Origin of the sequence: Komagataeibacter xylinus (genome assembly GCF_031081985.1) — a bacterium.
Classification (GTDB): domain Bacteria; phylum Pseudomonadota; class Alphaproteobacteria; order Acetobacterales; family Acetobacteraceae; genus Komagataeibacter; species Komagataeibacter xylinus_E.
In genome coordinates this window covers 267,792-292,995 of the sequence record NZ_JARWSK010000001.1, presented here as the reverse complement: position 1 = coordinate 292,995, position 25,204 = coordinate 267,792, and the positions used below count along the sequence as shown (strand labels likewise).

35 protein-coding genes are annotated in these 25,204 nt (G+C 58.5%); 7 read left to right on the top strand and 28 right to left on the bottom strand.

Translation table 11 applies throughout. The features are described from left to right. Nucleotides 1–33: 33 nt before the first annotated feature. The 17 genes from QEG70_RS01400 to QEG70_RS01320 all read right to left on the bottom strand — a co-directional run bounded on the left by QEG70_RS01400 (nt 34) and on the right by QEG70_RS01320 (nt 14,266). Nucleotides 34–510 carry a hypothetical protein gene (locus tag QEG70_RS01400; RefSeq protein WP_308718998.1) on the bottom strand — a complete coding sequence of 159 codons (477 nt, stop codon included), beginning with the start codon at nt 508–510 and terminating at the stop codon, nt 34–36. Between the two features lies 1 nt (nt 511). Beyond that, a complete protein-coding gene (locus tag QEG70_RS01395) occupies nt 512–949 on the bottom strand; it encodes a phage tail fiber protein (protein WP_308718997.1) in 438 nt (145 codons plus the stop codon). 2 nt (nt 950–951) lie between these two features. After that, entirely contained in the window at nt 952–2,604 is a 1,653-nt protein-coding gene (locus QEG70_RS01390; RefSeq protein ID WP_308718996.1) for a DUF3383 family protein, read from the bottom strand. 4 nt (nt 2,605–2,608) lie between these two features. Continuing rightward, nucleotides 2,609–3,169, bottom strand: coding sequence for a phage neck terminator protein (locus QEG70_RS01385; protein WP_308718995.1), 561 nt, complete (start codon nt 3,167–3,169; stop codon nt 2,609–2,611). After that, nucleotides 3,127–3,510, bottom strand: a complete 384-nt coding sequence (locus QEG70_RS01380) for a hypothetical protein (protein ID WP_159260033.1) — start codon at nt 3,508–3,510, stop codon at nt 3,127–3,129. Before QEG70_RS01380 ends, QEG70_RS01385 begins: the two co-directional genes overlap by 43 nt. Further along, nucleotides 3,500–4,036 (bottom strand): HK97-gp10 family putative phage morphogenesis protein, encoded by a 537-nt coding sequence (locus QEG70_RS01375; protein ID WP_308718994.1) that lies wholly within the window; start codon nt 4,034–4,036, stop codon nt 3,500–3,502. The genes QEG70_RS01380 and QEG70_RS01375 overlap by 11 nt, the downstream gene beginning before the upstream one ends. After that, the gene (locus tag QEG70_RS01370) at nt 4,027–4,449 is read right to left on the bottom strand and encodes a DUF4054 domain-containing protein (protein WP_308718993.1); all 423 of its coding nucleotides are present in this window, start codon (nt 4,447–4,449) and stop codon (nt 4,027–4,029) included. Before QEG70_RS01370 ends, QEG70_RS01375 begins: the two co-directional genes overlap by 10 nt. A 7-nt stretch (nt 4,450–4,456) precedes the next feature. Beyond that, nucleotides 4,457–4,777 (bottom strand): hypothetical protein, encoded by a 321-nt coding sequence (locus QEG70_RS01365; RefSeq protein WP_308718992.1) that lies wholly within the window; start codon nt 4,775–4,777, stop codon nt 4,457–4,459. Nucleotides 4,778–4,780: 3 nt separating this feature from the next. Then, on the bottom strand, nt 4,781–5,821 hold the full coding sequence (locus QEG70_RS01360) for a major capsid family protein (protein WP_374762540.1): 1,041 nt from the start codon (nt 5,819–5,821) through the stop codon (nt 4,781–4,783). Next, the gene (locus tag QEG70_RS01355; RefSeq protein ID WP_308718990.1) at nt 5,818–6,819 is read right to left on the bottom strand and encodes a gp53 minor capsid family protein; all 1,002 of its coding nucleotides are present in this window, start codon (nt 6,817–6,819) and stop codon (nt 5,818–5,820) included. The genes QEG70_RS01360 and QEG70_RS01355 overlap by 4 nt, the downstream gene beginning before the upstream one ends. A gap of 4 nt (nt 6,820–6,823) precedes the next feature. Next, nucleotides 6,824–8,347, bottom strand: coding sequence for a DUF2213 domain-containing protein (locus QEG70_RS01350; protein WP_308718989.1), 1,524 nt, complete (start codon nt 8,345–8,347; stop codon nt 6,824–6,826). 169 nt (nt 8,348–8,516) lie between these two features. Continuing rightward, the gene (locus tag QEG70_RS01345; protein ID WP_308718988.1) at nt 8,517–9,296 is read right to left on the bottom strand and encodes a phage head morphogenesis protein; all 780 of its coding nucleotides are present in this window, start codon (nt 9,294–9,296) and stop codon (nt 8,517–8,519) included. A 17-nt stretch (nt 9,297–9,313) separates the two neighbouring features. Further along, nucleotides 9,314–10,855 carry a DUF1073 domain-containing protein gene (locus tag QEG70_RS01340; protein ID WP_308718987.1) on the bottom strand — a complete coding sequence of 514 codons (1,542 nt, stop codon included), beginning with the start codon at nt 10,853–10,855 and terminating at the stop codon, nt 9,314–9,316. A 7-nt stretch (nt 10,856–10,862) separates the two neighbouring features. After that, nucleotides 10,863–12,089, bottom strand: a complete 1,227-nt coding sequence (locus QEG70_RS01335; protein ID WP_308718986.1) for a PBSX family phage terminase large subunit — start codon at nt 12,087–12,089, stop codon at nt 10,863–10,865. Nucleotides 12,090–12,091: 2 nt separating this feature from the next. Further along, on the bottom strand, nt 12,092–12,520 hold the full coding sequence (locus tag QEG70_RS01330) for a terminase small subunit-like protein (RefSeq protein ID WP_308718985.1): 429 nt from the start codon (nt 12,518–12,520) through the stop codon (nt 12,092–12,094). 99 nt (nt 12,521–12,619) lie between these two features. Continuing rightward, the gene (locus tag QEG70_RS01325) at nt 12,620–13,192 is read right to left on the bottom strand and encodes a hypothetical protein (protein WP_308718984.1); all 573 of its coding nucleotides are present in this window, start codon (nt 13,190–13,192) and stop codon (nt 12,620–12,622) included. A gap of 564 nt (nt 13,193–13,756) precedes the next feature. Continuing rightward, a complete protein-coding gene (locus QEG70_RS01320; RefSeq protein ID WP_308718983.1) occupies nt 13,757–14,266 on the bottom strand; it encodes a hypothetical protein in 510 nt (169 codons plus the stop codon). A gap of 225 nt (nt 14,267–14,491) precedes the next feature. Here QEG70_RS01320 and QEG70_RS01315 point away from each other — a divergent pair, with 225 nt between their 5' ends. Next, entirely contained in the window at nt 14,492–14,818 is a 327-nt protein-coding gene (locus QEG70_RS01315; protein ID WP_308718982.1) for a hypothetical protein, read from the top strand. A 649-nt stretch (nt 14,819–15,467) separates the two neighbouring features. On the opposite strand, the gene QEG70_RS01310 is transcribed toward QEG70_RS01315, so the two are convergent. The 8 genes from QEG70_RS01310 to QEG70_RS01275 form a co-directional block, all read right to left on the bottom strand. Then, entirely contained in the window at nt 15,468–16,955 is a 1,488-nt protein-coding gene (locus QEG70_RS01310; RefSeq protein ID WP_308718981.1) for a replicative DNA helicase, read from the bottom strand. Further along, nucleotides 16,948–17,805, bottom strand: a complete 858-nt coding sequence (locus QEG70_RS01305) for a hypothetical protein (RefSeq protein ID WP_308718980.1) — start codon at nt 17,803–17,805, stop codon at nt 16,948–16,950. Before QEG70_RS01305 ends, QEG70_RS01310 begins: the two co-directional genes overlap by 8 nt. Then, nucleotides 17,802–18,056, bottom strand: a complete 255-nt coding sequence (locus tag QEG70_RS01300; protein WP_308718979.1) for a hypothetical protein — start codon at nt 18,054–18,056, stop codon at nt 17,802–17,804. The genes QEG70_RS01305 and QEG70_RS01300 overlap by 4 nt, the downstream gene beginning before the upstream one ends. 46 nt (nt 18,057–18,102) lie before the next feature. Next, entirely contained in the window at nt 18,103–18,942 is an 840-nt protein-coding gene (locus QEG70_RS01295) for a PDDEXK family nuclease (RefSeq protein WP_308718978.1), read from the bottom strand. A 246-nt stretch (nt 18,943–19,188) separates the two neighbouring features. Further along, nucleotides 19,189–19,404, bottom strand: coding sequence for a hypothetical protein (locus QEG70_RS01290; RefSeq protein ID WP_308718977.1), 216 nt, complete (start codon nt 19,402–19,404; stop codon nt 19,189–19,191). Then, nucleotides 19,397–19,960, bottom strand: a complete 564-nt coding sequence (locus tag QEG70_RS01285) for a hypothetical protein (RefSeq protein WP_308718976.1) — start codon at nt 19,958–19,960, stop codon at nt 19,397–19,399. Before QEG70_RS01285 ends, QEG70_RS01290 begins: the two co-directional genes overlap by 8 nt. Further along, entirely contained in the window at nt 19,957–20,184 is a 228-nt protein-coding gene (locus QEG70_RS01280) for a hypothetical protein (protein WP_308718975.1), read from the bottom strand. Before QEG70_RS01280 ends, QEG70_RS01285 begins: the two co-directional genes overlap by 4 nt. A 58-nt stretch (nt 20,185–20,242) precedes the next feature. Next, nucleotides 20,243–20,635 carry a hypothetical protein gene (locus QEG70_RS01275; protein ID WP_308718974.1) on the bottom strand — a complete coding sequence of 131 codons (393 nt, stop codon included), beginning with the start codon at nt 20,633–20,635 and terminating at the stop codon, nt 20,243–20,245. A gap of 131 nt (nt 20,636–20,766) precedes the next feature. Between QEG70_RS01275 and QEG70_RS01270 the strand changes: the two genes are divergently transcribed. Then, on the top strand, nt 20,767–20,913 hold the full coding sequence (locus QEG70_RS01270) for a hypothetical protein (protein ID WP_308718973.1): 147 nt from the start codon (nt 20,767–20,769) through the stop codon (nt 20,911–20,913). 4 nt (nt 20,914–20,917) lie between these two features. Here QEG70_RS01270 and ssb read toward each other — a convergent pair whose 3' ends face one another. Continuing rightward, the gene (ssb, locus tag QEG70_RS01265) at nt 20,918–21,388 is read right to left on the bottom strand and encodes a single-stranded DNA-binding protein (protein WP_308718972.1); all 471 of its coding nucleotides are present in this window, start codon (nt 21,386–21,388) and stop codon (nt 20,918–20,920) included. Next, complete coding sequence (locus tag QEG70_RS01260) at nt 21,388–21,834, bottom strand: hypothetical protein (protein WP_308718971.1); 447 nt, start codon at nt 21,832–21,834, stop codon at nt 21,388–21,390. The genes ssb and QEG70_RS01260 overlap by 1 nt, the downstream gene beginning before the upstream one ends. Before the next feature lie 370 nt (nt 21,835–22,204). Between QEG70_RS01260 and QEG70_RS01255 the strand changes: the two genes are divergently transcribed. The 3 genes from QEG70_RS01255 to QEG70_RS01245 all read left to right on the top strand — a co-directional run bounded on the left by QEG70_RS01255 (nt 22,205) and on the right by QEG70_RS01245 (nt 23,343). Continuing rightward, nucleotides 22,205–22,582: a hypothetical protein gene (locus QEG70_RS01255; RefSeq protein WP_308718970.1), complete on the top strand. Its 378-nt coding sequence runs from the start codon at nt 22,205–22,207 to the stop codon at nt 22,580–22,582. 145 nt (nt 22,583–22,727) lie between these two features. After that, entirely contained in the window at nt 22,728–23,015 is a 288-nt protein-coding gene (locus QEG70_RS01250) for a hypothetical protein (RefSeq protein WP_308718969.1), read from the top strand. Further along, on the top strand, nt 23,002–23,343 hold the full coding sequence (locus QEG70_RS01245) for a hypothetical protein (protein WP_308718968.1): 342 nt from the start codon (nt 23,002–23,004) through the stop codon (nt 23,341–23,343). The genes QEG70_RS01250 and QEG70_RS01245 overlap by 14 nt, the downstream gene beginning before the upstream one ends. 26 nt (nt 23,344–23,369) lie before the next feature. Here the strand turns inward: QEG70_RS01245 and QEG70_RS01240 are convergent, their stop codons facing one another. Further along, entirely contained in the window at nt 23,370–23,627 is a 258-nt protein-coding gene (locus QEG70_RS01240) for a hypothetical protein (protein WP_308718967.1), read from the bottom strand. Nucleotides 23,628–23,794: 167 nt separating this feature from the next. On the opposite strand from QEG70_RS01240, the gene QEG70_RS01235 reads away from it, so the two are divergent. Together QEG70_RS01235 and QEG70_RS01230 are read left to right on the top strand one after the other, a co-directional pair. Further along, on the top strand, nt 23,795–24,178 hold the full coding sequence (locus QEG70_RS01235; RefSeq protein WP_308718966.1) for an SPFH domain-containing protein: 384 nt from the start codon (nt 23,795–23,797) through the stop codon (nt 24,176–24,178). Next, nucleotides 24,178–25,092, top strand: coding sequence for a YdhT family protein (locus QEG70_RS01230; RefSeq protein ID WP_308718965.1), 915 nt, complete (start codon nt 24,178–24,180; stop codon nt 25,090–25,092). Before QEG70_RS01235 ends, QEG70_RS01230 begins: the two co-directional genes overlap by 1 nt. The last annotated feature ends 112 nt before the right edge of the window (nt 25,093–25,204 follow it).

The following is a 25,204-nucleotide window of genomic DNA, read 5'->3' as shown; positions in this document are numbered from 1 at the left end:
GCCCCTCCATAATCACGGCTGCGTGCCGTTCGTCTAGGTTTCGGACACGGGCACAGGGGCGCTTTCTTCCGTCCCCAGCATCAGGGATATGAGGGAGAACAAGCGGCCTGCGCCCTTGAAAAAATCCACATGCAGCTTGAATGCCTCGGACTGAAGCCAGCCGATTGTGGGTATTTCCTCAATCTGGGTTTGCGCGATGGTCCAGTTCAGGCGCGTGGCCGGATTGCCCGGATCGGGCTGCATCTCGATGCACTGCATGAGCCGGTCAATCAGCGCGTCCATGCGCACCGGGTCCATGGCAGCGAAGATGCCGATGCCCGCCGCCGCGACGGCAGCGACCCCGCCGCCCTGAACCACGCCGGGAATATCGCCACCAGAGGCTGCTGCCGCCTGAAGGCAGTGACGCCCCCAGCGGTCGGCATCCACGGCGGACATGCGGGTGATGATGAACCGCTTGCCCTTGTCCGCGCCCTCATGCGGGCACGTGACAGTCACTTCCTTGCGGGCCATATCACACCCCTGCCGCAGTTACGGACTGCCAGCGGATGGCGAATGTCCGGGTTTCCAGTACGCGTCCGGCGGCGGGCAGCACACTGGCGGCGCGCAGAAGGCCATTGACCATGGTATACTTGCGCCCCGTGCTGGTCAGCGTGATTTCGCCGCCGATGCGATAGAGGGAGCGTGCAGTCTGCTGGGCTGCGATGATCGCCTCAAACACCGGCACGCTGGAACTGGCTGCGGACAGGGATACGGTCTGGTCAACCGGGTTCGGCACCCAGCCCGCATTGAGATATCCGTCAATAGACATCTCAGTTTCTGCCATTTCCAGTTCCGGCGCATCCCACGCGCGATCAGCCGCGTAGTTTTCCAGCCGGACGGGGGCGTTCAGCAGCGACGTGACGGTTATCACAAAGATGCTATTGGCCGCCGTGATATCAAGATCAGCCATAATTACTGCACCTCAATGCTGCTCAGGTTGATGGACTGCACGCTCTGGCCGTCGGAATACCAAAGCTGTGCGGGCGGGGTTGTTCGGCTCACGCGATAGGACGCGGCAGCGGTGCTGATCCCCGGCTTGAGGTAATACCCGTAGTTGATCACATTATCCGCCGCGGTCGTGACCCCGGCGGCATTGTTGATCTGCTGCTTTTGCAGCGTGGTCAGGTTGACGCCCGAGCGGATCATGCCGAAGGAAATGGCCTGCGTGATGGTGTCCTTCATACCGGCCTCAACCAGCGTATCGCCCTCGGTATTGTAGGGGATATTGCCCGTGGTCAGCAGCAGATTAATCATATCGCTGGTCAGGTTGGAATTGAGCCAGATCTGATTGACGAAGCTATCCGCCCACAGGAACTTGCCCGATACCTGACCGGGCCGCATGAAAATGAACTGGCTGGCCCCGTTGGCATACTGCCCGTAGAACGAATAGCCATTCGTGATCAGGGTCGATGCCGTAGCGCCATCTGTCACGTCAGCGGAAATCAGGCCGGAAGCGTCTTCGACAAATGCCAGCGTCTGCCGCCCGTCTGCCGTATCAAAAGACAGGGAAGCCATCCATGCCATGGCCAGCGCGCCCGGCAGGACGGATGTGGAATAAATTGCCGTGACGCCGTTGATGGACTGGTTGCCCAGCCAAACCCCGAATGCAGTCTGGCTATCGTTGGTCGTGGCGCTGCTGTCGCTATCCACGATGGCCGCAAACACCTGGTCATTCTGCGTTCCGACCCACTGTGCTGCCGCCTCCTTGTCGTCTGCGGACAGTTCGGTGTCAAATGCCAGTCCGTTCCAGCCACCTTCTGCCGCGCGCAGGGTGTCAAGCTGGGTGCCGATATCCGCAACACTGGCGGGCGTCAGCGTCACGGTCGGGGCCGATGTGTAGCCAGAACCGGCGTTGGCGACGGTGAAGCCGGTCACGGCACCGCCAGAGACAGACGCGGTAGCCGTTGCCCCTGTTCCGCCACCACCGGACAGCGTTACGGTCGGGGCCGTAGCGTAACCGGACCCACCGGCAGAAACCGCGATCGATGCTACGGTTCCGTTCGAGGCACTCGCCGTGGTGGACGTGGTCGTAACCGTAAGCCCTGTGCCGCTGCCGCTGGTCGTGGTGGCCAGACCTGTCCCGGCGGGGTCAATTGCCTGTGCCGTGGTCGCGCCGAGCGTCAGGGAGCTAACGGCCCCAGCGGTCCCGATGGCTGAAACGGTTGCCGTGCCGCCGGTGAATGTGACGGTATCCCCCTTGGCATACCCGGTGCCAGCGGCATCGATCGCGGCGGCAGAAACGGTGTAAGTGCTGGTTGTGCCGAGGACAGCCGTGGCGGACGCCCCGGAGCCAGCCGAGTTGATTGCCCCAACATACAGCGTTCCGGGCGTCATGACCGCCGTTTCATAGCCGGAGAAATAGACCTCGGCCATTTTATACACAGCGGACGTGGTGCCAAATGCCGTCCCTACATCGCTTGCGGATGTGAACGACTGGACCGAACCGGCGGCCAGTGCAGACGACGCGGACGTGACGAACAGGGCGGACAGTTCATCGAGGCCAGACCCGGCGGCGAGCACGCCGGGCGTGACCTTCACCACCTGGGAAATGGGGATGGATGCCATGAAATTACTCCGTTGTGCGAGCGCCCGTAGTGGCCTCGTTCAATTCTATTGATGGGATTTGGCCTGAGAACGTCTGGGGGATTTTGACGGTCAGGTTGACCTGCATGGACAGATCAACGGACCAGCAGTCCTCGTACTGGCGTTCGCCGGTGATAAAGCCGAGTTGCCGGGTGGTTGATGTGGTCAGGGGGCAAACCGGAACGGACTGGTTGCGGAAATAATCAACCGCCTGCATGTCGCGCCACAGGGCCGTTACAAGCTGCATCTGGTTGCTGGATGCCGGTCCGAACAGGCTGATCTGCATCGTGATGCGGATCTGTTCCGTCACTGTCCGGGTACTGGTCCCGTCATAGGTCCAGCCGTTGGTGGCAATCCGCTCACGCCCGATAATGGTCATGACCGCAAAGGGGTCACGCGGGGCGGCCTGCCGGTTCTGCTGACCCTGGATGACCCGCATGCCAGACGGCAGGATTTCCAGAAGCCACGCACGCATGGCTGTGTAGATCTCGCTTTCGGTAGGGCTTATGACGTAGTAATCTGCCGTGTCACCAGAACCTTCGTCCATTCGCCGTCTCCCCATTCTTCAAGCTGTTGGGTTACGAGCCAGTCCGACCCGTAGAATGTCAGGATATCGCCGCCGATCTGTAGCGGCCTGTTCAGCGCATTCAGCACGCCGAACACGTAAACAGAGCGCATGTCCGCCTGCTGATTGATGTTCTCAATCTGCTTCAGGTCTTCCGAACTGACCGCCTGAACCTCGACTTCGACAGACGCGGTTGAGTAGGTCGGGTTGGGTGAGCCATCGGCATTATCCGTGCTGCCGGTGCTAAACCGGATCGGGATGGTGATATGCGGGTTGACGGCCTGACAGACGTTACCGGCTGCTCCGAAGATGTTAAGACTCATCGGGGCCGTCCTTGACTTCGTGAGATACGTCCTGCCTCATGAGGCCCGACCAGACCAGAGGCTTTCCTTCGGGCGCTGTCTCGCCATTTTTCAGGTCGTGAACCGCCTGAAGGAAATCTTCAGTTGAATAATCCCCCCTTGGGAAACGATCCTTCAGCAGGTTGGTCAGGGGGGCATTGGGAGGGTCGTTAAGGTTCGAAATCTCGTCGCGAATCTGCCCCTCAATAACCATTCCCACGACTTCAAGCGATTTTTTCGCGTCGCAATCCGTGCTCTTCAAGGCCGCCGATAGCGCATCCCCCCATTGCCCAGAATGAGCAGATATTGTGTTTCTCATAAATGGTCGGGGAGGAGCCGTTTTAGTTCCGAACTCATTCCACGCGGCCACCTGCGCAACAGGCGTTCCGTCCGGGTATGACTTACCCTCAAGGAAGCCAACCCTCACATGCCCCCCGTCCTTCACCTTCTGCGACAGCTTTTCCAGCGCCGCCTTCAGTTTCGAACCACCATTGAAGTTTACGGCCATGTCTGCCTCTGAATCCGTGGGATGTGGACGTATCGCGCCGTGCGCAGCCATATCGTGGCCTGCCAGAACGCGGCTCCGTATTGCGTTTGCAGGAACCACTGCGCCGAACCGGGCTGCGCGCCCATGTCCGTGCCAATCGAAACAGAGCCGCGCGTGGCGTTCGACACACGCCCCACCAGACCCGCCCCGTTCCCGCCGCTGGCTGTCGGCAGGTTCAGGTATGCGATGTGCGCCACCAGCATGTAGAGCAGCATCGTGCGCTGCATGATGTTACGCACGGGGCTGCACTCGGTATTGTCCAGATAAAGCTGGGCCTCCCCGAAATACAGGTCAGCCAGCGTCTCAGGAACCTTCGCCGCAAGGTCGGGGTAGCGCGCCGACCATGTGGCATAATCGAACGTCGCTACCGCCATGGTGCCCTCACAGCTTGCTGATGCCGTTCTTCTCGTTGTCCGGGTCCAGAGGTTCCAGACCCGTGCGTACGCCCTCCTGCTCCTTGGCCTGCCCCTCAGCCTTGGCCGGAGTAGCCTGCGCGAACACGATGCGCTTCTTGATGAACGGGGTATCAGCGTGGCGCTTCGCCCAATCTTCCCACAGGTCGGACGGCACGGAAGTCAGCCCGTAACCGCCAATCACGCGGGAGGAATTGGCGCCGGACAGCACCACCTTATGCTCGCCGGAGCGCAGCACGAGGCCGTTGGGCAGCTTGCAGCCGACCGTGACAGGGTTTGCAATGGTCATGGATCAGATCCCCGTCATGGTTGCCACGCCCAGCGGCATGTAGATGATTGCGCCCCAGGTGCCCTGCGACATCTTCTGCTCCCAGCCCGACGCCTTCACGACCACGGAATGGGTGCGCAGCTTTTCGGTAAAGGCTGCTTCGGCAACCTGCTGCCCCTCGATCTCCTTGGCGATGGCGATCATGGACTGCACAGTCATACCCGCCGCGTCGCCAAACTCGATGGCCTGAACGAAGCGCAGGTTCGGATACTGCTTCTTAAGCTGGTCCCATGCCGACAGGCCGTACATGTTCGGCTTGGTCATGATGCCAGCGCGTGTGGGGGAAAGTCCGATGGTGATTTCGGAATCCGTATCCACGTAACCGGCGGACTGCGAACGAAGCTGATTGATGAGGTCAATCACGTCGTCCGTGACTTCCTCGGGCGTCGCCTTGTTCCATGATGTTCCGCCAGCCGTCTTGGCCGCCGCCACTTCCGACGCGGGCAGGCGCGGGTCGTTCAGGTATCCGTAATTGCGCAGCCCCTTCACGCCATAGAAGTAGGACTGGTTCTGAAACTTGTTCAGCTTCAGGGCAGCAGCCTGACGCAGACCGGCCACCCACGAAATGCGGGCCGCCCCCGCCATTTCGACTTCTCGCTCGCCCCAGCGCGCGAACGCCTGGTAGTGATAGGACTGCCGGTCCGGGAAGTTGGCGTTCAGGTCAACAACGCCGTTGTTGTTCCAGTCGCCATAGCTGGCAACGCGACCCGTGCTTTCAATCATCGGGAAGATCGCGGTCGGCGTGACCCAATCCCCCTTCTTGCTCTCTCCGTTCAGTTCCGCGCCCCGCATGGGGGAGAACACGACATTGATCAGCTTGGGATCAACATAGGTCGCCATGAAAGCCGGGATACCGGCATTGGCGGTGGTGGACAGGGTCGGGGCGGCATCCATCGCCAGCCGGTCGGACGCGATGACATCATCGCTCGGCAGGATGTGTGCGCCCTCGGGCATGACAAAACCGCGCTCGGCAAGGAGCGCGAATTCGGTTTCAAAAGGCATCAGTTGTGATCCCACGTGCTGATGGTGATCGTCTCACCGGCATTCCCGCCGATTGCGACGTAAAATTCGGTCTCAAGGGAACCGGAAACCGTGCTTCCAGCAGCCGCCGTGCTGATCGTGCCATCCGTGGTGGAGGCAAAGACCTTCTGGCCGCGCGTGGATGCGGTCGTGGACACAGCGAAATAATCGCCCTGCGCCTTGAGATCGAGCATGTAGCCCTGCGGCATGACCATGGTCGCTTCGTCGTAGATGTCGGCAATCCACGCGCTGCGGTCATTGAACACGAAGCCATCGGGCGCGCCGGGCGTCACGGCCTCCTGCGTGATGGTCACGGTCGGGGCGGATGTGTAACCAGAGCCGCCATCGGTCACGGTCACGCCTGTCACGGCGCCCCCGTAGATCGTGGCCGTAGCCGTGGCGCCCGTGCCGCCACCACCCGAAATGGTCACGGTGGGAACAGCGGTATAGCCTGAACCGCCAGCCGACACCGTGACAGATGCAACGGCGCCGTTGGACGATGTGCCGGGGGTCGCTGTCACATCCAGCGTCAGGCCCGTTCCGCTTCCGCTGGTCGTGGTCGCAACGCCGGTCGCCGCCGGGTCCGTGGTCTGGGCCGGGGAGGTCTTGAGCGTAACCGCCGTGACTGCGCCGCCGGTCCCGATGGTGGACACCGTCGCCGTGCCGCCCGTGAACGTCACGGTATCGTCAACAGCGTACCCGGTGCCTGCCGCGTTCACAGCCAGAGCCGAAACGGTATAGATCACCTCGGTGCCGAGGGTTGCGGTCGCAGTCGCTCCGCTGCCAACGCTGGTTCCGGGCGGTGCGTTCAGGACGGTCTGGCCGTCCCCCTGAATCCACCCGAACGCCGCGATCGTGCATCCGCCGGTGCCCGCGACAAGCGCGCCCTCACCCGCCAGCACGCTGGCCGACGGGTTGTTGGAGGCATACGTGCCCGGAACGCCATATGCGGGTTCCTGATAAACCTGATTCTGGAAAGGCATGTGATTATCCCTTGATCTTCACGGCCTTGAGGCCGGGGAACTTGTCCAGCAGCCCAAGCCCGGCCTTGCTGTCCGCCGCGATGGTCGGGCGCTTGGCGCTATCGGCGCGACGCGCATGCTGATCGAACATGGAGCGGTATGCGGTCGCGGGGATGCCGGACAGGTCGTAGCCAAGCTGGCGCAGGGTGAAGCGGTAGACGCCTTCAGCACTGTCCATCGCCACGGTGCCCACGAACGGCTTCACGGCGTCCTGCGCGGTGTGAAGCTCCCGCATGGCGGCCATCGTTTCCGCCACGGCGTCCGACTTCGCCTTGCTGATGGCGGCGTCCATCGCGGCCTTGGCCCCGGCGGATTCACGCTCACGGTCGCGCCGCTCACGCTCCGCACGCTCCTCATCGGCGCGACGCGCGCCTTCCGCCTCATCGCGACGGTCCTTGCGTTCACGTTCCGCACGGGCCTTGTCGGCCTCGCTCGCACCTGCGGCCTCACGCGCGCGATCCGCTTCGGTCTGGTCCGTGTCCTGTGCGGCCTGCGGTGCGCAAAGGGCGCGGCACGCTTCGATGTCCTCCTCCGACATCCCGGCCTTGCGCATCTTCTCCGCCATTTCGGCGAAGTCGTCGTCATCGTCCTCTGCCACATCGGCAAGGGAGGCGATCACCTTGTCGATCTCATCATCGGACAGGCCTGCCGCGCGCAGCTTTTCGCGCCGCTCCGCTTCGTCGGAATCCTGCGCCGTGTTCAGCGCGCCGCCAGTGGACGCATTTTCGAACAGGGCAAGAACCTGGTCCATGATTTCGTCAGGAACGCGGCCGCCGAGCAGGTTGCGCAGCGTTTCGCATGCGTCATCCTTGCCCATTTCATCGCAATCAAGCGCCTTCTTGGCGGCGTCAATATCGGCATCCTGCGCCAGAAACGGGCGCAGTTTTGCGAACATCGCACGCCGCGAAGCGCGGGGGATATACTTCATGTTCGTGTTTTCCATTTGGGAGTCTGCAACCAGAACGTCCGGTCCGGCGCGTCCTGTGGGAACGACCGCCACGTGAGAACCGACAATGTCGCGCATCACGCCGTCGTATTTCTGCCCCTCGTATTCACCGGGGGTCATGTCAGCCGTGTAGCGATAGGCACTGGACAGTTCGCGCTGTTCGCCGGTTTTGATCCGGCTGATGGCTTCACCGTCCCACACCACAAGGCTGTTCATCAGATAGGGCGCGTCAAACGCGGCTTCATTCCCCGTCGTGCCCACCACCAGATCACGGCGCGGATTTGCTGCCGTGACATGAAAGTGCTCCTCAAGAACAGGGAGGCCATTAAAGCTCGGCGCGGCCTTTTTCAGTTCGTCAGGATCGCGCAACATCTGGTATATTCGTTCAGGATCAAGGCCTAGCTTCTGCCCTTCCGGGATTTCCTTTCCCATATACGGGCAGATGTTGGCTTTGCTGATCGGTGTCTTGGCTACACGCAACCGCCCTTCCACGTCAGTCGTGCGGACGGTCCCCATGCGGTCATAGGCGAGGATGTTGGTCATTTTTCAGAAAATCCAGATGGCAAGCAGCGGGCTGAAAACTCATACATGGATGATCTTTCCCTCATGTATTCAGATGCCGCCTTCTGACACGACTCCCCACTGTTCATTGGGAGTGTGATCATCTGCGTGCCCCAATAAGTGAGCACCAAATAAAACGCAGCTATGGGGATCATTTATCGTTAAACCCTCGAAGGATTACCCGGCTTGAGCATCTGCAATTCGGCAGTTGCCCCGGCCATATGCGTTCACCGTCAATCAGCGCACCTTCGCGCACATCGAAACGCAGGCGCTTGCGCCCGGCCTCCACATGGCTTTCGCGCGGATGCTTTCCGCCTGCCGAGTGAACCCATTCCGACTCAAACAGACCGGTCTCAATCTGGCGCTGCTTATTGATGGCGCTTGTCACCTTGGCGTTCTGGTCGCGTGCGATGTTCGCGGCCCGGCGGCGAGTGATGCCGAAACGCTGTTGCAGGCCATCTGTCAGTTCCCCCAGATCACCGCCATGCGCCACGGCGCGCATCACCATCTGGTTCACTTCGCTCAGGTGATGCTCGCCGATGCTCTTGATCAGCAATACGTTTTCATTGACGCATGCCTTCATCGCATCGGTCACGCCCTCGGTCGGCCGGAACTGGATCGTGAACCCTGCGGCCCGGTCCAGTTCCCGCTTATAGGTCCGATCGATACTGGCCGTGGCCCTGTCCACGAAGCGTGGCGCCAGACTTTCGGCCAGTTCATCGAACCGCGACCGCCAACGTTCGGTCAGCTTGTCCATCAGGCTCTGCAATTCTGCCGCCGGGCTTGCGTCCTGCGTTATGCGGTCCTCGACCTTTCGATACCTGGCTCGCAGCCAGCGTCGAATGCTCCGCTCCATTTCATCAATAAGCGCGATAAGGCTCCGCTCATAAGCCGATCCCACCCCAGCATTCGGGCGGATCGGCTTGAGCATCTTGGTTCTTCCGGCCATCAAACACCGTCATTATCCGTATGGGCGGCTGGATTATTGAACAGGTGAATTCCCCCGTTTTCAGGGTCTTTCCCTTCCTGTTCGGCCAGAGGCTCATATCCGGGGCCACCAAGATCGGCCCCGTCAAACAACCCATCTTCATCTGTGCGCAGGGAAGAACGCACCTCGTCGTTATTGACCGCGCCCATTTCCTCGTAGACGGCACGCGTGTCAGCGCGCGTCTTTGCGATCGCGGCCTTTGCGGCTTCATCCAACTGCCACAGGGGGATGAACCTGAAATCGATATCTTTATCGATCTCTCCCCATATGTTCAGCATGGCCGCGTGCATGACATGCGTGAGGCCGGGTCGGAAAAACGCCTCCTGATAGGCCGCAACGCGGTCATACCAAACGCGAATTTCACCTTCTGCCGATGCGTTCAAGCCTGACGGGGATATGCCCGAGAACTTGACAAGCGGCATCTGCGCGACCACGCAAATCTGCTCGAGCGCCTGATTTTGGAGTTTGTCCAGACCGGCCAACTGCGCAGACAAAATCTGGAGTTCTTCGCTATCCTTGTCGGACAGGAACACGCCACGGTTATCGCGGAACTTGATGAAATTCTGGACCCGATCGATCAGGCCGCCGATGCCCGCATTTTCGTATACGGACACCATGTCAGTCTTGAGACTGACAATCGAACAGCCGTTGATTAGGTCGCTCACGGACTGACGTGTGCGCACCCAATTATCGACGTAGGGCTTGGCAAGCTGGATCAGGGGCACGCCGCCGAAATTGTAGGTTGGCGCGAGGATCTGGCTCGGCTCACGCGACACGAACCGCAACAGTCGCGTATGATGGACGGTCGCCCCCATAACCCACCATTTCGTGGGTCGATAGAAGTCCAGGCGCAGCGGGTTTTCTGAATTGTATTCGTTCGGGCTGGTCCAGATCGGCTCTATAGGAACAATTTCCTTTAGGCTGCCCTTGGGGAATGTCTCCGGCGTGAGAAGGAGTGGCGTCGCCAGATCGTCGGACAGGTGCGGCAATCCTGTGTTGAGGAACAGTTGACCGATGCCGAAAGCACCATCCAGATCCGACAGCATCTTGAAGTGCTCGCGCACCTTGAGCCGGACAAATTCGGCCTCAAGCTGCTCGATGCGCTCCTTCTTTGCTTCGTCACTCGGGCCGTGAAACTCGATCCATTCGCGAGTGGCCTCCTCAGACAGGGTGCCGACGATATGCCGGTATTCAACGCGCTGGGACCACATTTCCGCCAGTCGCGGATAGCCAAGAAACACCACGCCGTCGGCAATGGCGTTGTTGATCGACTGGGCAACTCCGGGACCATACGCGCTGTCCATCGCCAGAACCTGACCGTCAGGGATGACGCCGGGTATTGGCTGGTATGGCTTTGCGATCTCTCTAGACGCGACGGGCTTGCGGTCTACCTCACGCCAGTCCGTGTCCCGCATGACCATAGGATTGCGATGGGCGCGCGTAAGCACAGGCTCAACCCGCACAGGCACGGGAGCTGCTTCTTTCTTGCGCCTGAAGAACATTTGTCGCCTAAATCTGGTCGTTGTCTGCTGAACTGAAAACCGGAACGGTGCGCCTGTTCTGGATTACCCCATCAAGCGCATAGCGCAGGGCGTCTATCCAGTGATTCCACGCATCCGCAATGACAGGAAGGACTTCCTCAGTCCTCTTGTCCACCTTGTATGAATACTTCCTGAACTCTTCTGCCACCCGCTTGCAGCGAGGATGAACAATAATGCGCTTGAACGATTTCAGGCGCGCCACCCCGTCCTCGACACTTCCGGGCCATTTCTTCGCCGCACTGATGCGAAACCCAAACCTGTTGGCAAGAAAACTGATCGTTTCCGGCCTCGCACCGTCCGCCTTCCACGGCCAATCGAGCGCGCCAGGTATCTGACTCAGGATGGCTGGAGTATCGTCCAGTTCTATCCCGACGCCGCCCGCCTCATGATCCACGTAAAGGCACCCATCCGACACAAAGCAACGCACCGCCGCCGTCGGGTCTTTCGCAAAACCCCAGTCAACGCCGTAGTAAAACCGCATGTCATCCGGGGTTTTGAATTCCTCGACCGATACCCGGTTCCTGAATATGATCGCATCCGTGATGCTGACGTAATCGCCTTCCCAGATGTGCCCATATTCGTCCGGTCGCGCCCTCTGGTCCTCGATGCGTTCCGTGGGGAGGGTGCCAGAGCGAAACCACGGGTTATCGGACCAGTTCGCCCGAACTGAGATCAGGTCAGGGCGATCAGACCCCGGACCACGAAAGAAGTCATCTATAGGGTCATCGGGGCTGGCCGGGTTCCAACTGGCCCATATTTCCGACCCCGCCTTTCGCATAGTCGGACGCAGCATGCGCCACGAATAGGCACTGATCGACTGCGCTTCCTCAATCCATGCCCGGTCAAACCCCTCAAGGGACTTGATGCTATCCGCAGTATGGTTTTGCATGCCCTGAAAGATAATCAGGCCGCCACCGGGCGTTTTTATCAACTGATCCTGAACGTCAAACAGGCCGTTCAAATTGAACTTGCTGATCTTGTCCACGATCAACTGCTTTGATGATCGTTCGATGGATTTTTGCACCTCACGGATACACACCGTTCGGTGCCCTGGGATGCGCAAATGCTCCTCGACAATGCATTCACCAAAGAAGTGCGATTTACCAGATCCGCGACCGCCGTATGCCCCTTTATACCTACGCGGCGCAAGCAATGGCTCGAACACGCGCGCTGTAGGAATATCCAGAGGTTTCATCGTCAGTCTTTAGGGGCATCCACTATTACGCGACGAATTTCACTGACCTGCATGGGGCCGCCGTCCGGTCCTGTATGCTCCTGCGTAACCTTGTCGCCGTATACCTTGGGGGCGCGCTTTGACATCACCCATTTCAGGGTATCGACATGAAGGCGCTTGGCGGCGGCATCCTCGGCATTTGCTGCACGCGCGACGTCAACAATTTCATCCTCAAACGCCTCAGCGGCTCGCGCGCGTGCGTGCGCGTACCTGGCGCGGAAATCCTTATGCGCGTCGTTGTCAAGCCATTCAAATACCGTTCTTCGGCCCGGCATATGATCGTCTAGACATATCGCGCGAAGGCTTTCCCCATCCATGATTCTCGCGCAAATTTCGTCCGCAACAGCAGTTGAGAAACCAGACGGCCTGCCCGCCTTCATCTTCTCGTCCACATCACCCTCGAACAAAAAAAGGCCACCAACCGGCGGCCATTGAACGCAATTAATCTAATGTAACGACAAAGCACCATATTTCTTCGAAAAGGGCAAGTGCTATTTTTCCGACATCTCTTTGGACAGCCAGCAGTCGCCCCGATCCTGCCTGTGTGACTGGTTTTTTACCCACCGGTCATATGCCTTGAACGCGCCGGGAAGCTGGGACAGGACCATCGCACATGCCGCCGATGACCGCGTGATGCCGGTGGTGAGGCCGAGCGACGGAAAAACAATCTCCGCGATCTGCCCGAACGGCTTTTCATCAACTAGCATCAATTCGAACAACTGATGTGCCTGCCGCCCAAGATGTGACCTGACAAACGCCACCTCGCGCCACGAAACCGCGCGTAGCATCTGCCATGACACCTCATCGTGCTTCACGGTCGTATTCATCACGTGGTTTTCGTCATATTCCACGTAATCGTTCTTGCCAAGATTGTAAGCCCGCAACCATCGTTCGGCAGCGTCCGCCGCATCCTGTTCGATATACTCGCTGTTCAACAGTGTCTTGACCGCTGAGCGCACACGCGGAGCGCCGTGCTGTAATGTCCATTCCGACCGGCGCTGGCGTTCGGGCGTGACGACTGCGTTAAGGGTCCTCTGGGTTTCTTTGGAGATGGTCTGAGTCATCGGCGCTTATCCTGAAATTTCCCACATTGCAAACATCGGCGTGTCTGCCATTGATATTCATGACCGGATAAAGGTTCCCACATTCCCCATTTATGAACCATGAAGCATCGGCGCGCCTTGGCGTCGCGGATGCCTTCATTCCATGCCTCACAGACAAGGCCTTCCAGTTCAGAGACTGTTTTCTTGCGGCGTAAGAAAGGGTTTTTGACGTGCACTCCCTAACCTTTCATAGCCCGATGACGGACGTTCATGATCGAAACTGTGACAAACAAAAACCAGCAAACAAAAACTGACCCGACAAACAATTCCAGAGGGATAAGCCATCCTGATTGCCACAGCCAGTATTCGGCAGGGCCAGCCATCACCAATGCCTGCACGCTCACTTCTCCAACCTCCTCATATCCGCCCGAGCGTTCTTCACTGCCCTGCGGTCACCCGGCGTTCCTGCCGAGAAATAGATTGCGCCGTTGCTGTGGGTCCATTTCAGGTGTCCGCCGCGTGAGATGGTGGCTGACCCCCCTCGCGCCTGCATTTCCTGCTGGAAGTGGCGTTGGCGTCTGGGGATCATGCTGTCACCCGTTCAGAAACATCTGGAAGAAAGCCAATAATAGGCGCGCCCTTCCATCCATGCTCAAACACGAACCACGCGTAAGCGATCGCGCCTCCCTTGGCGGGGATATCCGAGCCGCCGGGCGGCATGGACATTCGACGCGACGACACCCACACGCGCGCCAAAGGCACCGATTTGAACCACTCCCGGCGCGCGATCCCCTCCAGAAACGCCAGACGCAACAGCACGCAAACGCGATCCGCTGTATGTGCGAGTGCGCAGTCAATGAACTCCCGCGCTTCACCATAGGGCGGATTGCTGATGATACTATTAGGGCCAACTGCCGGTATGGCACTACGGAAATCACCAACCATATCAACCGGCCACACCCCACGATCATGCACATCCGCACTGACGGTATAAACACCATCTCGCGCCAACTGTCTGGGGATATTTCCGCCTCCACAACACGGGTCCATAACGGGGCCAATAAAACGGCGCTCAACCTGGAGCAGCGCGTCCACGGACCAAGCGGGCTCTACGTACCAATCGCTGGTATTTCGTTCGTATCCAGATGCCCTCATGCTCCGTTCCACTTACGCCACTGAATAACCACCCAGCACACAGCCGACACAGGCACGATCAAGACGAGGAACAGAACCCAGATCAGGGCGATTTTCAGCGCGTCACTCATCCCGAACGAACCTCCCGTCCTTCCCGCGTGGGCGCTCGTATTTGTCGAGGCGCATTTGCAGATCAACGATCTGGGCGCGGAGATCAATTATACGCCCTTCCGCACTGCACCAGTCTTCAAGCCGACTGCTAGCGATGCGCCGACCTTGCTCAATCTCCGACCACGGCCATACGTGGCGTTTCAGGAAGCGGATCATCTGGTTTTCACCAGAAACCACGCGACCGCCCAAACGCAGCCTATTACCCCAACAGCCATGGATGCGTTTTCGCTGATCGCCGCGATGGCCTGCCATTTGCTCATCCCCGAACCTCAGTCACTCGGTAAACGACACCATCCAGCGAGATTAATTTCCCTGCCTTGGCTTTCTTGGAAAGCGAACTGAACGCCATGTAGCACCCGAGAAACCAACCGACGCCAAGAGCGAGGCATATTTCCGCAATCATCGTTCTTCGCCTCCCAATTCACCCACACGCTCTCGAAGCGCATAGGCATCCCAACGGTCACTGCCCGGAGAATAATCCGGTTCCTCGAAAATCATGCCGTGCCGCTCAGCCAGCGCGGGCACATCAACCCAACACAGGCACTCGGCAGCCTCAATAGGACCGCGCGGGTCAGGGCAGTTCAGGGGTAAGTCGCGAAACTCCATACGGAGCGCCGCAGCCAGCTCGCCGCAGTCTCTAGCACGTATTTTTGACCCGTCAGAGCGGGATATGTCGCAATCAAGGCACATTGCCATACCCTCCATATTCGTCCGCACAGCGCCCTTATCGTCTCGCACGGTTAATCTCCCATATCAGACGCTGAACCGCCCTCAGCGCCAATCCTAGAAGCGGAAACAGCCATGTCACGCTCACACCGCGCCCGACATCTCGCAGCCGCCGCGTTCCAGTCGATTGGCGGCGCGAGGTTGGCCACGTAGTCGGCGCCGCAGCGGTGCGGCCATATTTCGTCGGCGTTATCCATGCTGGATAGTACCACCCCGGCGCGCGGATTGGTACTGTTTTCGTGTTGGTTTTCAGCCATTTTTTGCATCACCAAGCTTCTGATCTTTCGCCATCATTCACATCCCGGAACCAGGTGCAGGGGCCGTCAAACAGCATGTCCACGATGCCAGTCCGGCCGCCGCGGTTCTTCAGAACGATCGCCTCAGCCTTCCCCTTCGAGCGCTCCAGCGCGGCATGAAACTCATTGCGGCGCTTCTCGTAGGCCGCCTCAGCCTCGTTGGCGTTCCGGGCAAGCTGCCCCTCGCTGCTCAGACGCGTCCGCAGCGTTTCCTCCTCGCGGTAAAGGCCGATCACGCATCGGGCGTCCTGCTCGATCGCTCCAGAGTCCCGCAGGTCGGAAAGCATTGGCCGCCTATCCTCGCGGTTTTCGGACTGCCGGTTGAGCTGGGACAGGGCAATGACCGGGACCTTCAGTTCGCGCGCCATCCGGGCAAGGTCGGCGCTGATCTCGGTCATCTCGGTCGTGCGATTGCCCGACTTGCGTGCGATGGCCGATGGCCGGAGAAGCGCCATGTAATCCACCACGACGAACTGCAGGCCCTGCTTCGAGCGCTTCATCTGGCGAGCGCGGGAGAGTAGCTGCGGAACCGTGATCCCCTCGCGGTCATCGATCGAAAGCGGGATTTCTTTCAGCGCGATCGAAGCATTGACCATCCGAGCCATGTCCCGCTGCAGGACGCGCTCGGGCTGCCCCTCTCGGTCATCCATCCCGGTCAGCACCATGTCCAGCGGCATGCGGACCTTGGCAGCGATCGCGCGCCCCATCAGCTCCTCGGCCGACATCTCGCCCGACCAGAACAGCCCGCGGCCATTCCGCTGCGCCATGCGCACGGCCAAGGACAGCGCAAACGCCGACTTGCCCATGCCTGGGCGAGCAGCAACGACATACATCGCGCCCGGCCGAAAGCCGCGGATCTTGTTGTTCAGTTCCGCGAAGCCCGTGTCGAGGCCAGACAGGTAGCGCCCTTCCTGCCAATTCGCGTTGGTCTCCTCCATCAGCGCCTGTCCGGCCGCGTAGGCCGAAACTGCCGGACGGCTCGCATCGGCCCCTTTCGCCAGCGCCTCCAGATGTTCCAACGCTTCGGTCAGGATATCGTCTGCCGTGGCTTCCGAATTGGCTGCCCGCGCGCGCATCTCGTCGGCGTAGGACTGGATTGAACGCTTGACCCAACACGCGGCCACTGACCGCGCAGCCTCGCGGGCCATGCGCACATCGCCAGCCGAAATGATGCGAGGCAGGTTTTTCGCCTGCCACTCGGCGCCGAGGTATTCGCTGGCGCGGATCTGAGGCGCGATGGTGACGGGTGAGACCTTCCGGCCTGCCGTGATTTCGCCCTGCACTAGCCGGAACATCTCGGCCATGTCGGTGTGGTAGAAATGCTCCGGCTTCACCACGTCCGCCACGCTGTCGTAGGCCGCGTTGTTGAGCAGGATCGACCCGATCACGCAGGCTTCGGCCAAGGCGTTGGCGGGCGCTTCCTGCGCCGCGGGCTCGAAATGCAACGCCTCAGGCATCGACAGCCTCCTTCAGCGGGAAATGCTCAGGAAGCGGCATGCTACCCTCGAAGCCGCTCTTGGCCCATTTCCGCGCAGCCTCCTCGTAGGCTGGTAGGTCGAACTGCGCCTTGGCTGCCGACTGCTGCAGCAGAACACCCTCATCCGCCCAACGCTCGCCGTTGAGCCAGGTCGAGGCGTGGGGTATGAACTTGTGATCCTCGGACCAGCTCGTCCCCGCAATGGCGTCGAGGAGGGTCTGGACGTCGACGCGCTGCCGGGCCTTTTCGAACGCCTTCAGCGCAGCACCCTTGCCAACCTTCTTCGGGTAGGCTGACCAGAAATCTTCGAAGCCCAGGGTCTGCTCATCGGCATCCGAAATCAAAGGGACTATAGGGTTATTTCTAGCTTCTAGCTTCTTGAGTTTATCCCTCGGCTTATCCGCCCCCTTATCGGGGGGGTTAACCCCTCCCTTGCTATTTTTGTCATCGTTTTTTGTCAGTGAGGGATTACCCCCCGAACGACCATATTCTGCCGAAATGTCAGAGTTTTCCTTGTCTCTGACCATGCGGCGCGAGAAGATAAACCCGTCTTCATCGACGCTGAACACGTTGTTTTCCTGCAGTTCGGAGAGTAGTTTTCTGACTTCCCGATCGCTTCCATTTGTCAGTCCGGCAAGCTGTTTTATTCCAACTTTCTTGCCAGAAATCTCAAAAAAACCGATGCGTTCTGCAGCATGCATGATGGCCAACATCTCCATCCAGAGGCCACGCGCAGCGTAGGAGCAGGACTTCAGGGCAAGGTCATTTTGCCAGTCCTTCCACCAGAACTTGGACCAACCGTAGCGCTTTTTGTAGGTGGGTTTGCTCATCGATCCCACCCCTCGATCTGCATCAGGTAGGACAGCATTCGGCCGGTATCGTCGGCGTGCTCCTGCATCTCCGAAAGGTCTGAAGCGCTCTTGATGGCTGCCTGAAAGGCTGCACTGAACTCCTGGCGCAGCATGATCATTCGGGCCACGTCAGCCTTGTGTCCGCCCTGCACGATCATGCTCGATAGAACCGGATCGGCCGCGAAATGCTTGGAATTGTCACCAATCTGTGCAATAGAATTCGTGTTCATTTTTGATCCTATTGGCCCGGCCGCATTACTGCGTGCCGGGTCATTTTTATTTATGCTCAGTGATGGTCACGACCGTCCGCTGTTCACACAGCTTGCTCTTCACAGATTGGACGGATTTGTTAGGGCACTTTTCTGGCAAGATATTTTTCTTTGTCCCATCCTCCCATCCCGGAATAATCATGCTCATTTTTTTCTTCAGATCGGCATAAGATTTACCGTCGATAACTCTTAAAGAGATCTCGGGATAATAAAGCCTCATCCGCGCTATCTTTGTTTTACTTTTCGCGTCCATCCATCCCTTAACTTCGTAATATGTTAGAGAACCTGGTAGTTCTGTTACTACAAAGTCAGGAAGATAACTGACGACACCGCGCCTAATGCCGCCGAGTCGTTTCCCATCGATCGTTTTCTTGGGCTGGTCAAACCAAAATGTTTCCGGTTCATGTTCCCATTCTGAAATCTCCCCTTTCTCCTGCAGCCAATTAAGATATCGCGCAAAATTTGCTTCCCACGCAGACCGGAAATATATCCTTTTTCCACCTATCTCTCGCCACCCAGCCTTCCAAGAGGAAGCCCTTCGGCTGGGGTAGAGCGTCCCGTTTTTTTCTCGAGTTTTCATTCGCTTCAATACTGCAATGTTCTTATCCTCATCGGACAACGCTTCCCACCATGCAGACGCACTTTTCGATATTGCATGTCTTGCCTTGTCGGAATGCCTCATGCCTAAGGCGCCTCGTGGATGGGGATTTATATCCCACCGGTTCGCAGTTTTTTTTACGCCTAAACGAACGCGCCATTTTTCAATTGTGCTTACGTAAACCGAAAAATGCTTGGCTAGATCCTTATCGGGCAACGAGTTATGGATTGAGAGGAATTCAGCTTCCATGCCGATAATTTTGGAAAATTTTTGACGCGGGGGGGGAAATCTTGATTCCAAGCCGCCTTTTCGCCCTTGAGACACAAATTTCGGAACATCCGAAATAAGAAGACAACTGCGCAAGTGTCATCGTCGCGGATAAGTCTCTAAGTTCGCCTTCTCTACCGTCAAAGAACGATGTCCCTCTGGGCACCCCCTTCCTAGATTTTGCGCTAGATACGGGCGTCGATCGTGCGAGGGGAAAGGAAATGGTGCTCATGCCGCCATCTCCCTTGGCGGAAACGGACAGGCGCGGTCGCCCGGCCCTAGCGCCTCATAGCGCAGCCCGGTTACGCGACCCCGAATGAATTCCACGTTCTCAAAAAGGAGCCACGCGCGCGCCTCGATATTCGTGCGCACGTTGTAGATCCCCACGAAATACGTGCCGTCCCGGTCAACGCCGGACACGCGGGTCCATGTGCGGTCAGGCATCTGAGCGCCCCCACTGGTCTGCCATTGCATCGGCAATCCCCTGATAGGTTGCGCTTCTCAGTTTTCCGCGGTCAGCCGAAGGCGGCATCCGGTGGATGCGCGCCTCGCGCCCATCGACAATCCGGGTCGGCTCAAGAAGCGGCAGGTTGTTCAGCCACAGGCACGTTGCCTTGGTCTCTCCATGCCCGAACTGCCAGGGCTGGACGATCTGGTCCGGCCGACGCCATAGCGAGGACATGATGCAGACCGGGTTTTCGATCGCGACCCGCGGTATGCCGGTTTTCGTCAGGCTCATGAAAAACGCGACGGATGCCTGCTGCCGGCCGTCCAGGCGCTTCTCCTTGAAATGGCGCGCGCCACTGACGGACAGGTCCGTGCACGGCGGATGGAAGATGGCCAGATCCCACGGATAATCCAGCACGTCCCTCACATCTCCCGCGTAATGAGGGCCAGGACGCTCAGAAGGCAGCAGGTCACACGACATGGCATCATGACCGCGGGAAATGAACGCATCGCGCACGATGCCGCTGTATTCACAGCCAACAAGCACCTTCATGCGTTCTGCCCTTTCATCGGCAGGCAAACGGTCCGGGTCACGTATCCCAGCGCATTGACGATGTTCTCCGACACGTCGCGGCGTCCGCTCAGCGTGAGCGACACGACCGACTGCGGAATGCCGGTTTTCCGGCTCCACGCGTGCTGGCCGCCTGCCAGTTCCACCGCGTCGGCCAGAACTGATTTCATTTCTGCAATCGGGCGGCCGGTTATTTGGTGCGTCACTCTCCAGCCTCCCTCTTCAGTTCATTGGCCCGGCGCTCAAGCCGGTCAGCCCGTTCGCTCAGGTATTCAGCCCATCGCCGCAGGGAGATGGCGCGGCGGAGTGCGCGGCTGGCGCGCCATCGGGTGATGGCTGCGCGTCGTAGGAGGATGTATCGCTCCACTGTTCGTCCCATTCAGTGCTCAGGGCGCGGTAGATGGCGGCCTGGTGCTCGGCCTGCCGCTCTGCGCGCTCCATGTGTTTGCGGTATGATTTCTGGACAGCCAGGAACACATGCGCCGGGATGACGCTCCATTCCCCGTACCAGAGCCGCTTGACCTGCCCGGCGGTCAGGCCGGTATGCAGGGACAGGCGGCTGAAAACTTCTTTCAGGCCAGCGCGGGCGCCGAAGGTTCCGGCGATCACGTGAAGGTTCGCCTGAACGTTGCTCGCGATTGCTTCAGGCGTGCTCATTTCCACCCTTTCTGCTCTCACGGAAAAAATTTCTCTCTGCTTGGACAACTGTTTCTCCATCTTCCGAACAGCGACGGACGGAACTGGAGAAACCCTTGTTGGAAAAACCGCCCATAGAAACAGCGGACGGCATGAAAGAAGCCGACCGCACCCTGTCAATTCCACAGACGCTGGTCCTCATGGCGCGGGTATGGGCGGTCACCCATCCCTTCGCGACCATTGAGGTCCGGCAGCACCTGGCAGGCATGGTGGCCACTGAATTGGCAGGGCGCGGGTGAGGCATCAGAAAGGAATTTCATCATCCAGATTGTCACCGGACGGCGCATCCCATCCGCCCGAACGCTGCTGACCGCCCTGCTGGCGTGGCTGGGACTGCTCAGGGGGTGAATTGCCATCCCCACCACGTTCGCCACACAGCACCAAATTGCCGCCAAACTTCTGGATCACAACCTCGGTCGTGTAGCGATCCTGCCCACTCTGGTCGGTCCACTTGCGGGTTTGGTTCTGGCCCACAACCTGCACCTTTGCCCCCTTGCGGACGAACCGCTCAATCACGCTGGTCAGGCCCTCATTCCAGCACACAACGCGATGCCATTCGGTCTTTTCGCGCCGCTCGCCAGACTGCTTGTCCTTCCATGTTTCGGACGTAGCCACTGTGAAGCTGGCAACCTTCTGGCCGCCCTGATTGGTCCGGATTTCCGGATCTTTACCCACGTTTCCGAGGATGATTGTCTGTGAGAAATGACCAGCCATTATCCCATCGCTCCCTGCGTCATTTTGTCCACGTCGCGCTGTATCAGCCGGTCATAAAGCCGGACTTCGGTGAAATTGGAGAAACGGATGCAGTTGTCGGGATGGATTTTGTCACCATTCGCCAGCATTGTTCGGTATTGGCGCTCAATAGATGTTGGCTTCTTAGATGCGGGGATGGGGGCTGGCCTCACCGTCCGTGCGCGCGGAGCATTTTTTTTATGCTGATCCGGCGGAAATGCACGCATCGTCTTGATGCGGAGAACATTTGCGCATCCACGGCATCGCAATGATGTTCCTTTGATCAAATTGCCTGCGGGTGAAATGTGATCGGCACCACAGTCGCATTTGCACAGCCAGCGTTGGACGCGGTGTTTGGATGGTTCGGCCAAATCAATAACTGTCAGGCTGCCGAATTTTTTTCCTGTCAGGTTCTGGATCTTTCTCATCACCGCACCCCCTCCCCTTCAGGCCGCACGACCGTCACGCCTCGGAACAGGTCGGGGCGAGCAATGCCATCGGGCCACGCAGCGTCATGGGGCCAATTATCGCTTAGCCATGCGACGGCGCGCTGATAACTCCGCGTCTTAAGATCCCCACCGGATTTCACTCGTGGAAGGGTTCGACTATTTTTGAAAATAATCCCCGAAACTGTCGCGACCGATACACCACGCGCCTCGCAGTAGGCATCAGTCAGTTTCGAGAGTTTCTCTGTGAGTTCCATGACGGAACAATGCGGTCATTTGACCGCTTCGTCAACAAGAAAGTGCGGTCGTATTACCGCATGCAATTTTCCTCAAAAAACGGCAAAAAGACCGCATGAGCGTAGAGGAGTTCTTCAGCGTCTATGACGCAGCCCTGAAAGCCGCCGGTTCACCGTCGGAGTCGTCAGTCATGCGTGCGGCTGGTGTGGGGATCGACACCATGCGAAACGCTCGGCGCCGCACCACTGCGCCTGATCTTCTCGCAGTGGTAAAAATAGCTCACACCTTGAACGTGCTGCCATTTGAGTTCCTGAAGCCGCTGGGGCTGACCCCTAACATGCTCTTCAGTCCTGCGCCGGATCAGTCGGGTGGTGATGTGGCTCATGATAGATTCGAGGTTCTTCTCCTCAAGATCTGGCGCGCTATGAGCGAGGAAGAGCGTTTCGGTCTGATGGCGCTTCTCAAGGCCAGAATCGACACCAATGCGGCCTGACCCATCTTCAAGCACCCGTAGGTCTTTCGCCGCGTTTCCGTTCATTGTTTCCCTTTCGTTCTCATGGAACGATAGCAGAACATGTCGGGTGGTTTATATACGTAATTTGGATATGGTCTATTCATTATAGTATCGGAAATTTTACATGAACAAAAGCGATGTAAAAATATTACTGTATATCTTGGAACTTCATTCCAGGGCCGATGATATTCAAAAGAAACTAGTAGAACTATCAATGAAAGTAGTAGAAATAATAGTTTCTTTAAAAAAGAACGGAATTGAAGTCAGCCATGATATTTTATCAACAGATGATCTTATGAAAGGGATAAGCGAATCTCTTGAATCTCTGCGGGAGCAGTCTTCGGAGCAAAGGAATTTGATAGCATTAATTCGTAAGGAATACCCTGAGGCGGTAATTAATGATGAAAAATAATCTGGCTGAACTTCAGGAGAAATTTAAGGTTTATTCGGCAAAAAACTTCCCTGGCGCCGCCGACCAAGATTCCTTGCATTCACTCGGAAATGGGCCATATGATCCAGACATGGATGCACGTGTTGCAAAATTAGAAGCGATTGCAGAAAACACCAAGGATTCGCTCAAGGATCTGCGGACAGATTTGCGCGACCTTCGGTCAGATATAAAAGATCTTAGGAAAGATGGTCTTTCTGCCGTTAAGTGGCTACTGGGATTAGGAGTGACGGCCACTGTAGCAGTTGGAGGGATAGCTCTTCGAATTTTAATGACAATGCCCAATCACTAATATGCACCCCGCTCCGGCGGGGTTTTTCATGCCTGGACGACAGCCACCTGCCCCACTTCCTCCAGCGTCTCGGTCAGTGGTGCGCCATCATCCCCCACAGAGAACCGAAACACGCTGGCTCCCACATCATCGGTCAGCCCTGATCTGACCTGATAGAACCGCATCATGGCCTCTTGGCGCGACTGACAGTGCACGAGACCTGTTGGCCATGGATATTGCGCGCCTGGCTCCCCTTTCAGCCTGTAGGATTGGAACACGTAGGCTTCGGTCTCGGGTGCGGGCATGGCGAATCCTTTCCTCTATGTTCTTATTGTGTTCCGCATGATTCGCGAAGGCGGTTTTTGCACGCCCGGACAATTGACCAAAAAAATTCACTGAGCGGTCATTTGACCGTTGACTGTCGCGGTCATTTGGCCGCATGATTACCCCATCACCAACACGGAGATGGGAAGTGTCAGACGATATTGGCTTTGGTGCCGTATTCGGCTTGGGAATGGTCGTGGCGCTGTGCGCTGGCGCAGGGCTGTATGGTTGCCCTCAGTATTCTGTCTATTCGGCCAAAATGAGCGGAGAGGCCGAACTGGCGCAGGCGACGCAGAACCGGCAGGTGCTGGTTCAGACTGCACAGGCGGAGCGGGATGCGGAGGTTCTTCGTGCCGAAGGAACTGCGCAGGCCAACAAGATCATCGGCGATAGCCTGAAAGAGAACGCAGACTACCTGCGCTGGCTCTGGATCAGCAAGCTCGACAATCAGACCAACAAGACCGTGGTCTATGTGCCGACAGATGGCATGGTCCCGCAGCTTGAGACGGGCCGTATCGGGGAGGCGCACTGATGACCCACACACAGCCCGAGCAGCAGACTGCTCCCGAAAACAACCCCGCACAGATTACCCTCCTCAAGATCCGAAAATGGGGCGCGTGCTCCGACGGTCGCTACTGGTTCCGCGAGAAGTTCCCCCAGGGCGGCTCGTATGGCGAGGTCATGAATGGCCTTTATGCTGACAAGCGTTACGATGATGCGCATTGGCTGGCCAATATGGCGTTCGATGTAAAGAACATCAGTGCTGATTTCATCAAAAGCGACGTTCGTTCGATCATTGCCGTAACCGAAGGTGTTGATATTGACGAGAACGACGGCGCGCGGATCGGTTCCTCGGGCGACGGCACGCGGATCGGTTCCTCGGGCAACGACGCGCGGATCGGTTCCTCGGGCGACGGCACGCGGATCGGTTCCTCGGGCAACGACGCGCGGATCGGTTCCTCGGGCTACGGCGCGCGGATCGGTTCCTCGGGCTACGACGCGCAGATCGGTTCCTCTGGCAACGGCGCGCAGATCGGTTCCTCGGGCTACGGCGCGCGGATCGGTTCCTCGGGCTACGGCGCGCGGATCGGTTCCTCTGGCAACGGCGCGCAGATCGGTTCCTCGGGCTACGGCGCGCGGATCGGTTCCTCGGGCAACGGCGCGCGGATCGGTTCCTCGGGCGACGGCACGCGGATCGGTTCCTCTGGCAACGGCGCGCAGATCGGTTCCTCGGGCGACGGCACGCGGATTGTATGCTCTGGGGAGAATGCCACCATAGCATTTGCAGGTCGTCGCGGATCGGTAAGACTGGGCAAAGGCGGCGCCGCCTCTTTGGTCTGGCATGACGGCATCCGCAATCGCTTCATCAACATCTACGAAGGCGAAGATGGCATTGAGGCTGGCGTTCTCTATGCCATCAAGAATGGCAAAATGGTGAGGCAGTAATGCCTCCCATACCCGACAACCACCTAACCCGCTTCATAGGCATGGCGCTGCTCGGCGCCATGCTTCTGGGAACGCTGTTCTACGCATTCGCCACTGTTGCAATGCCCTGACA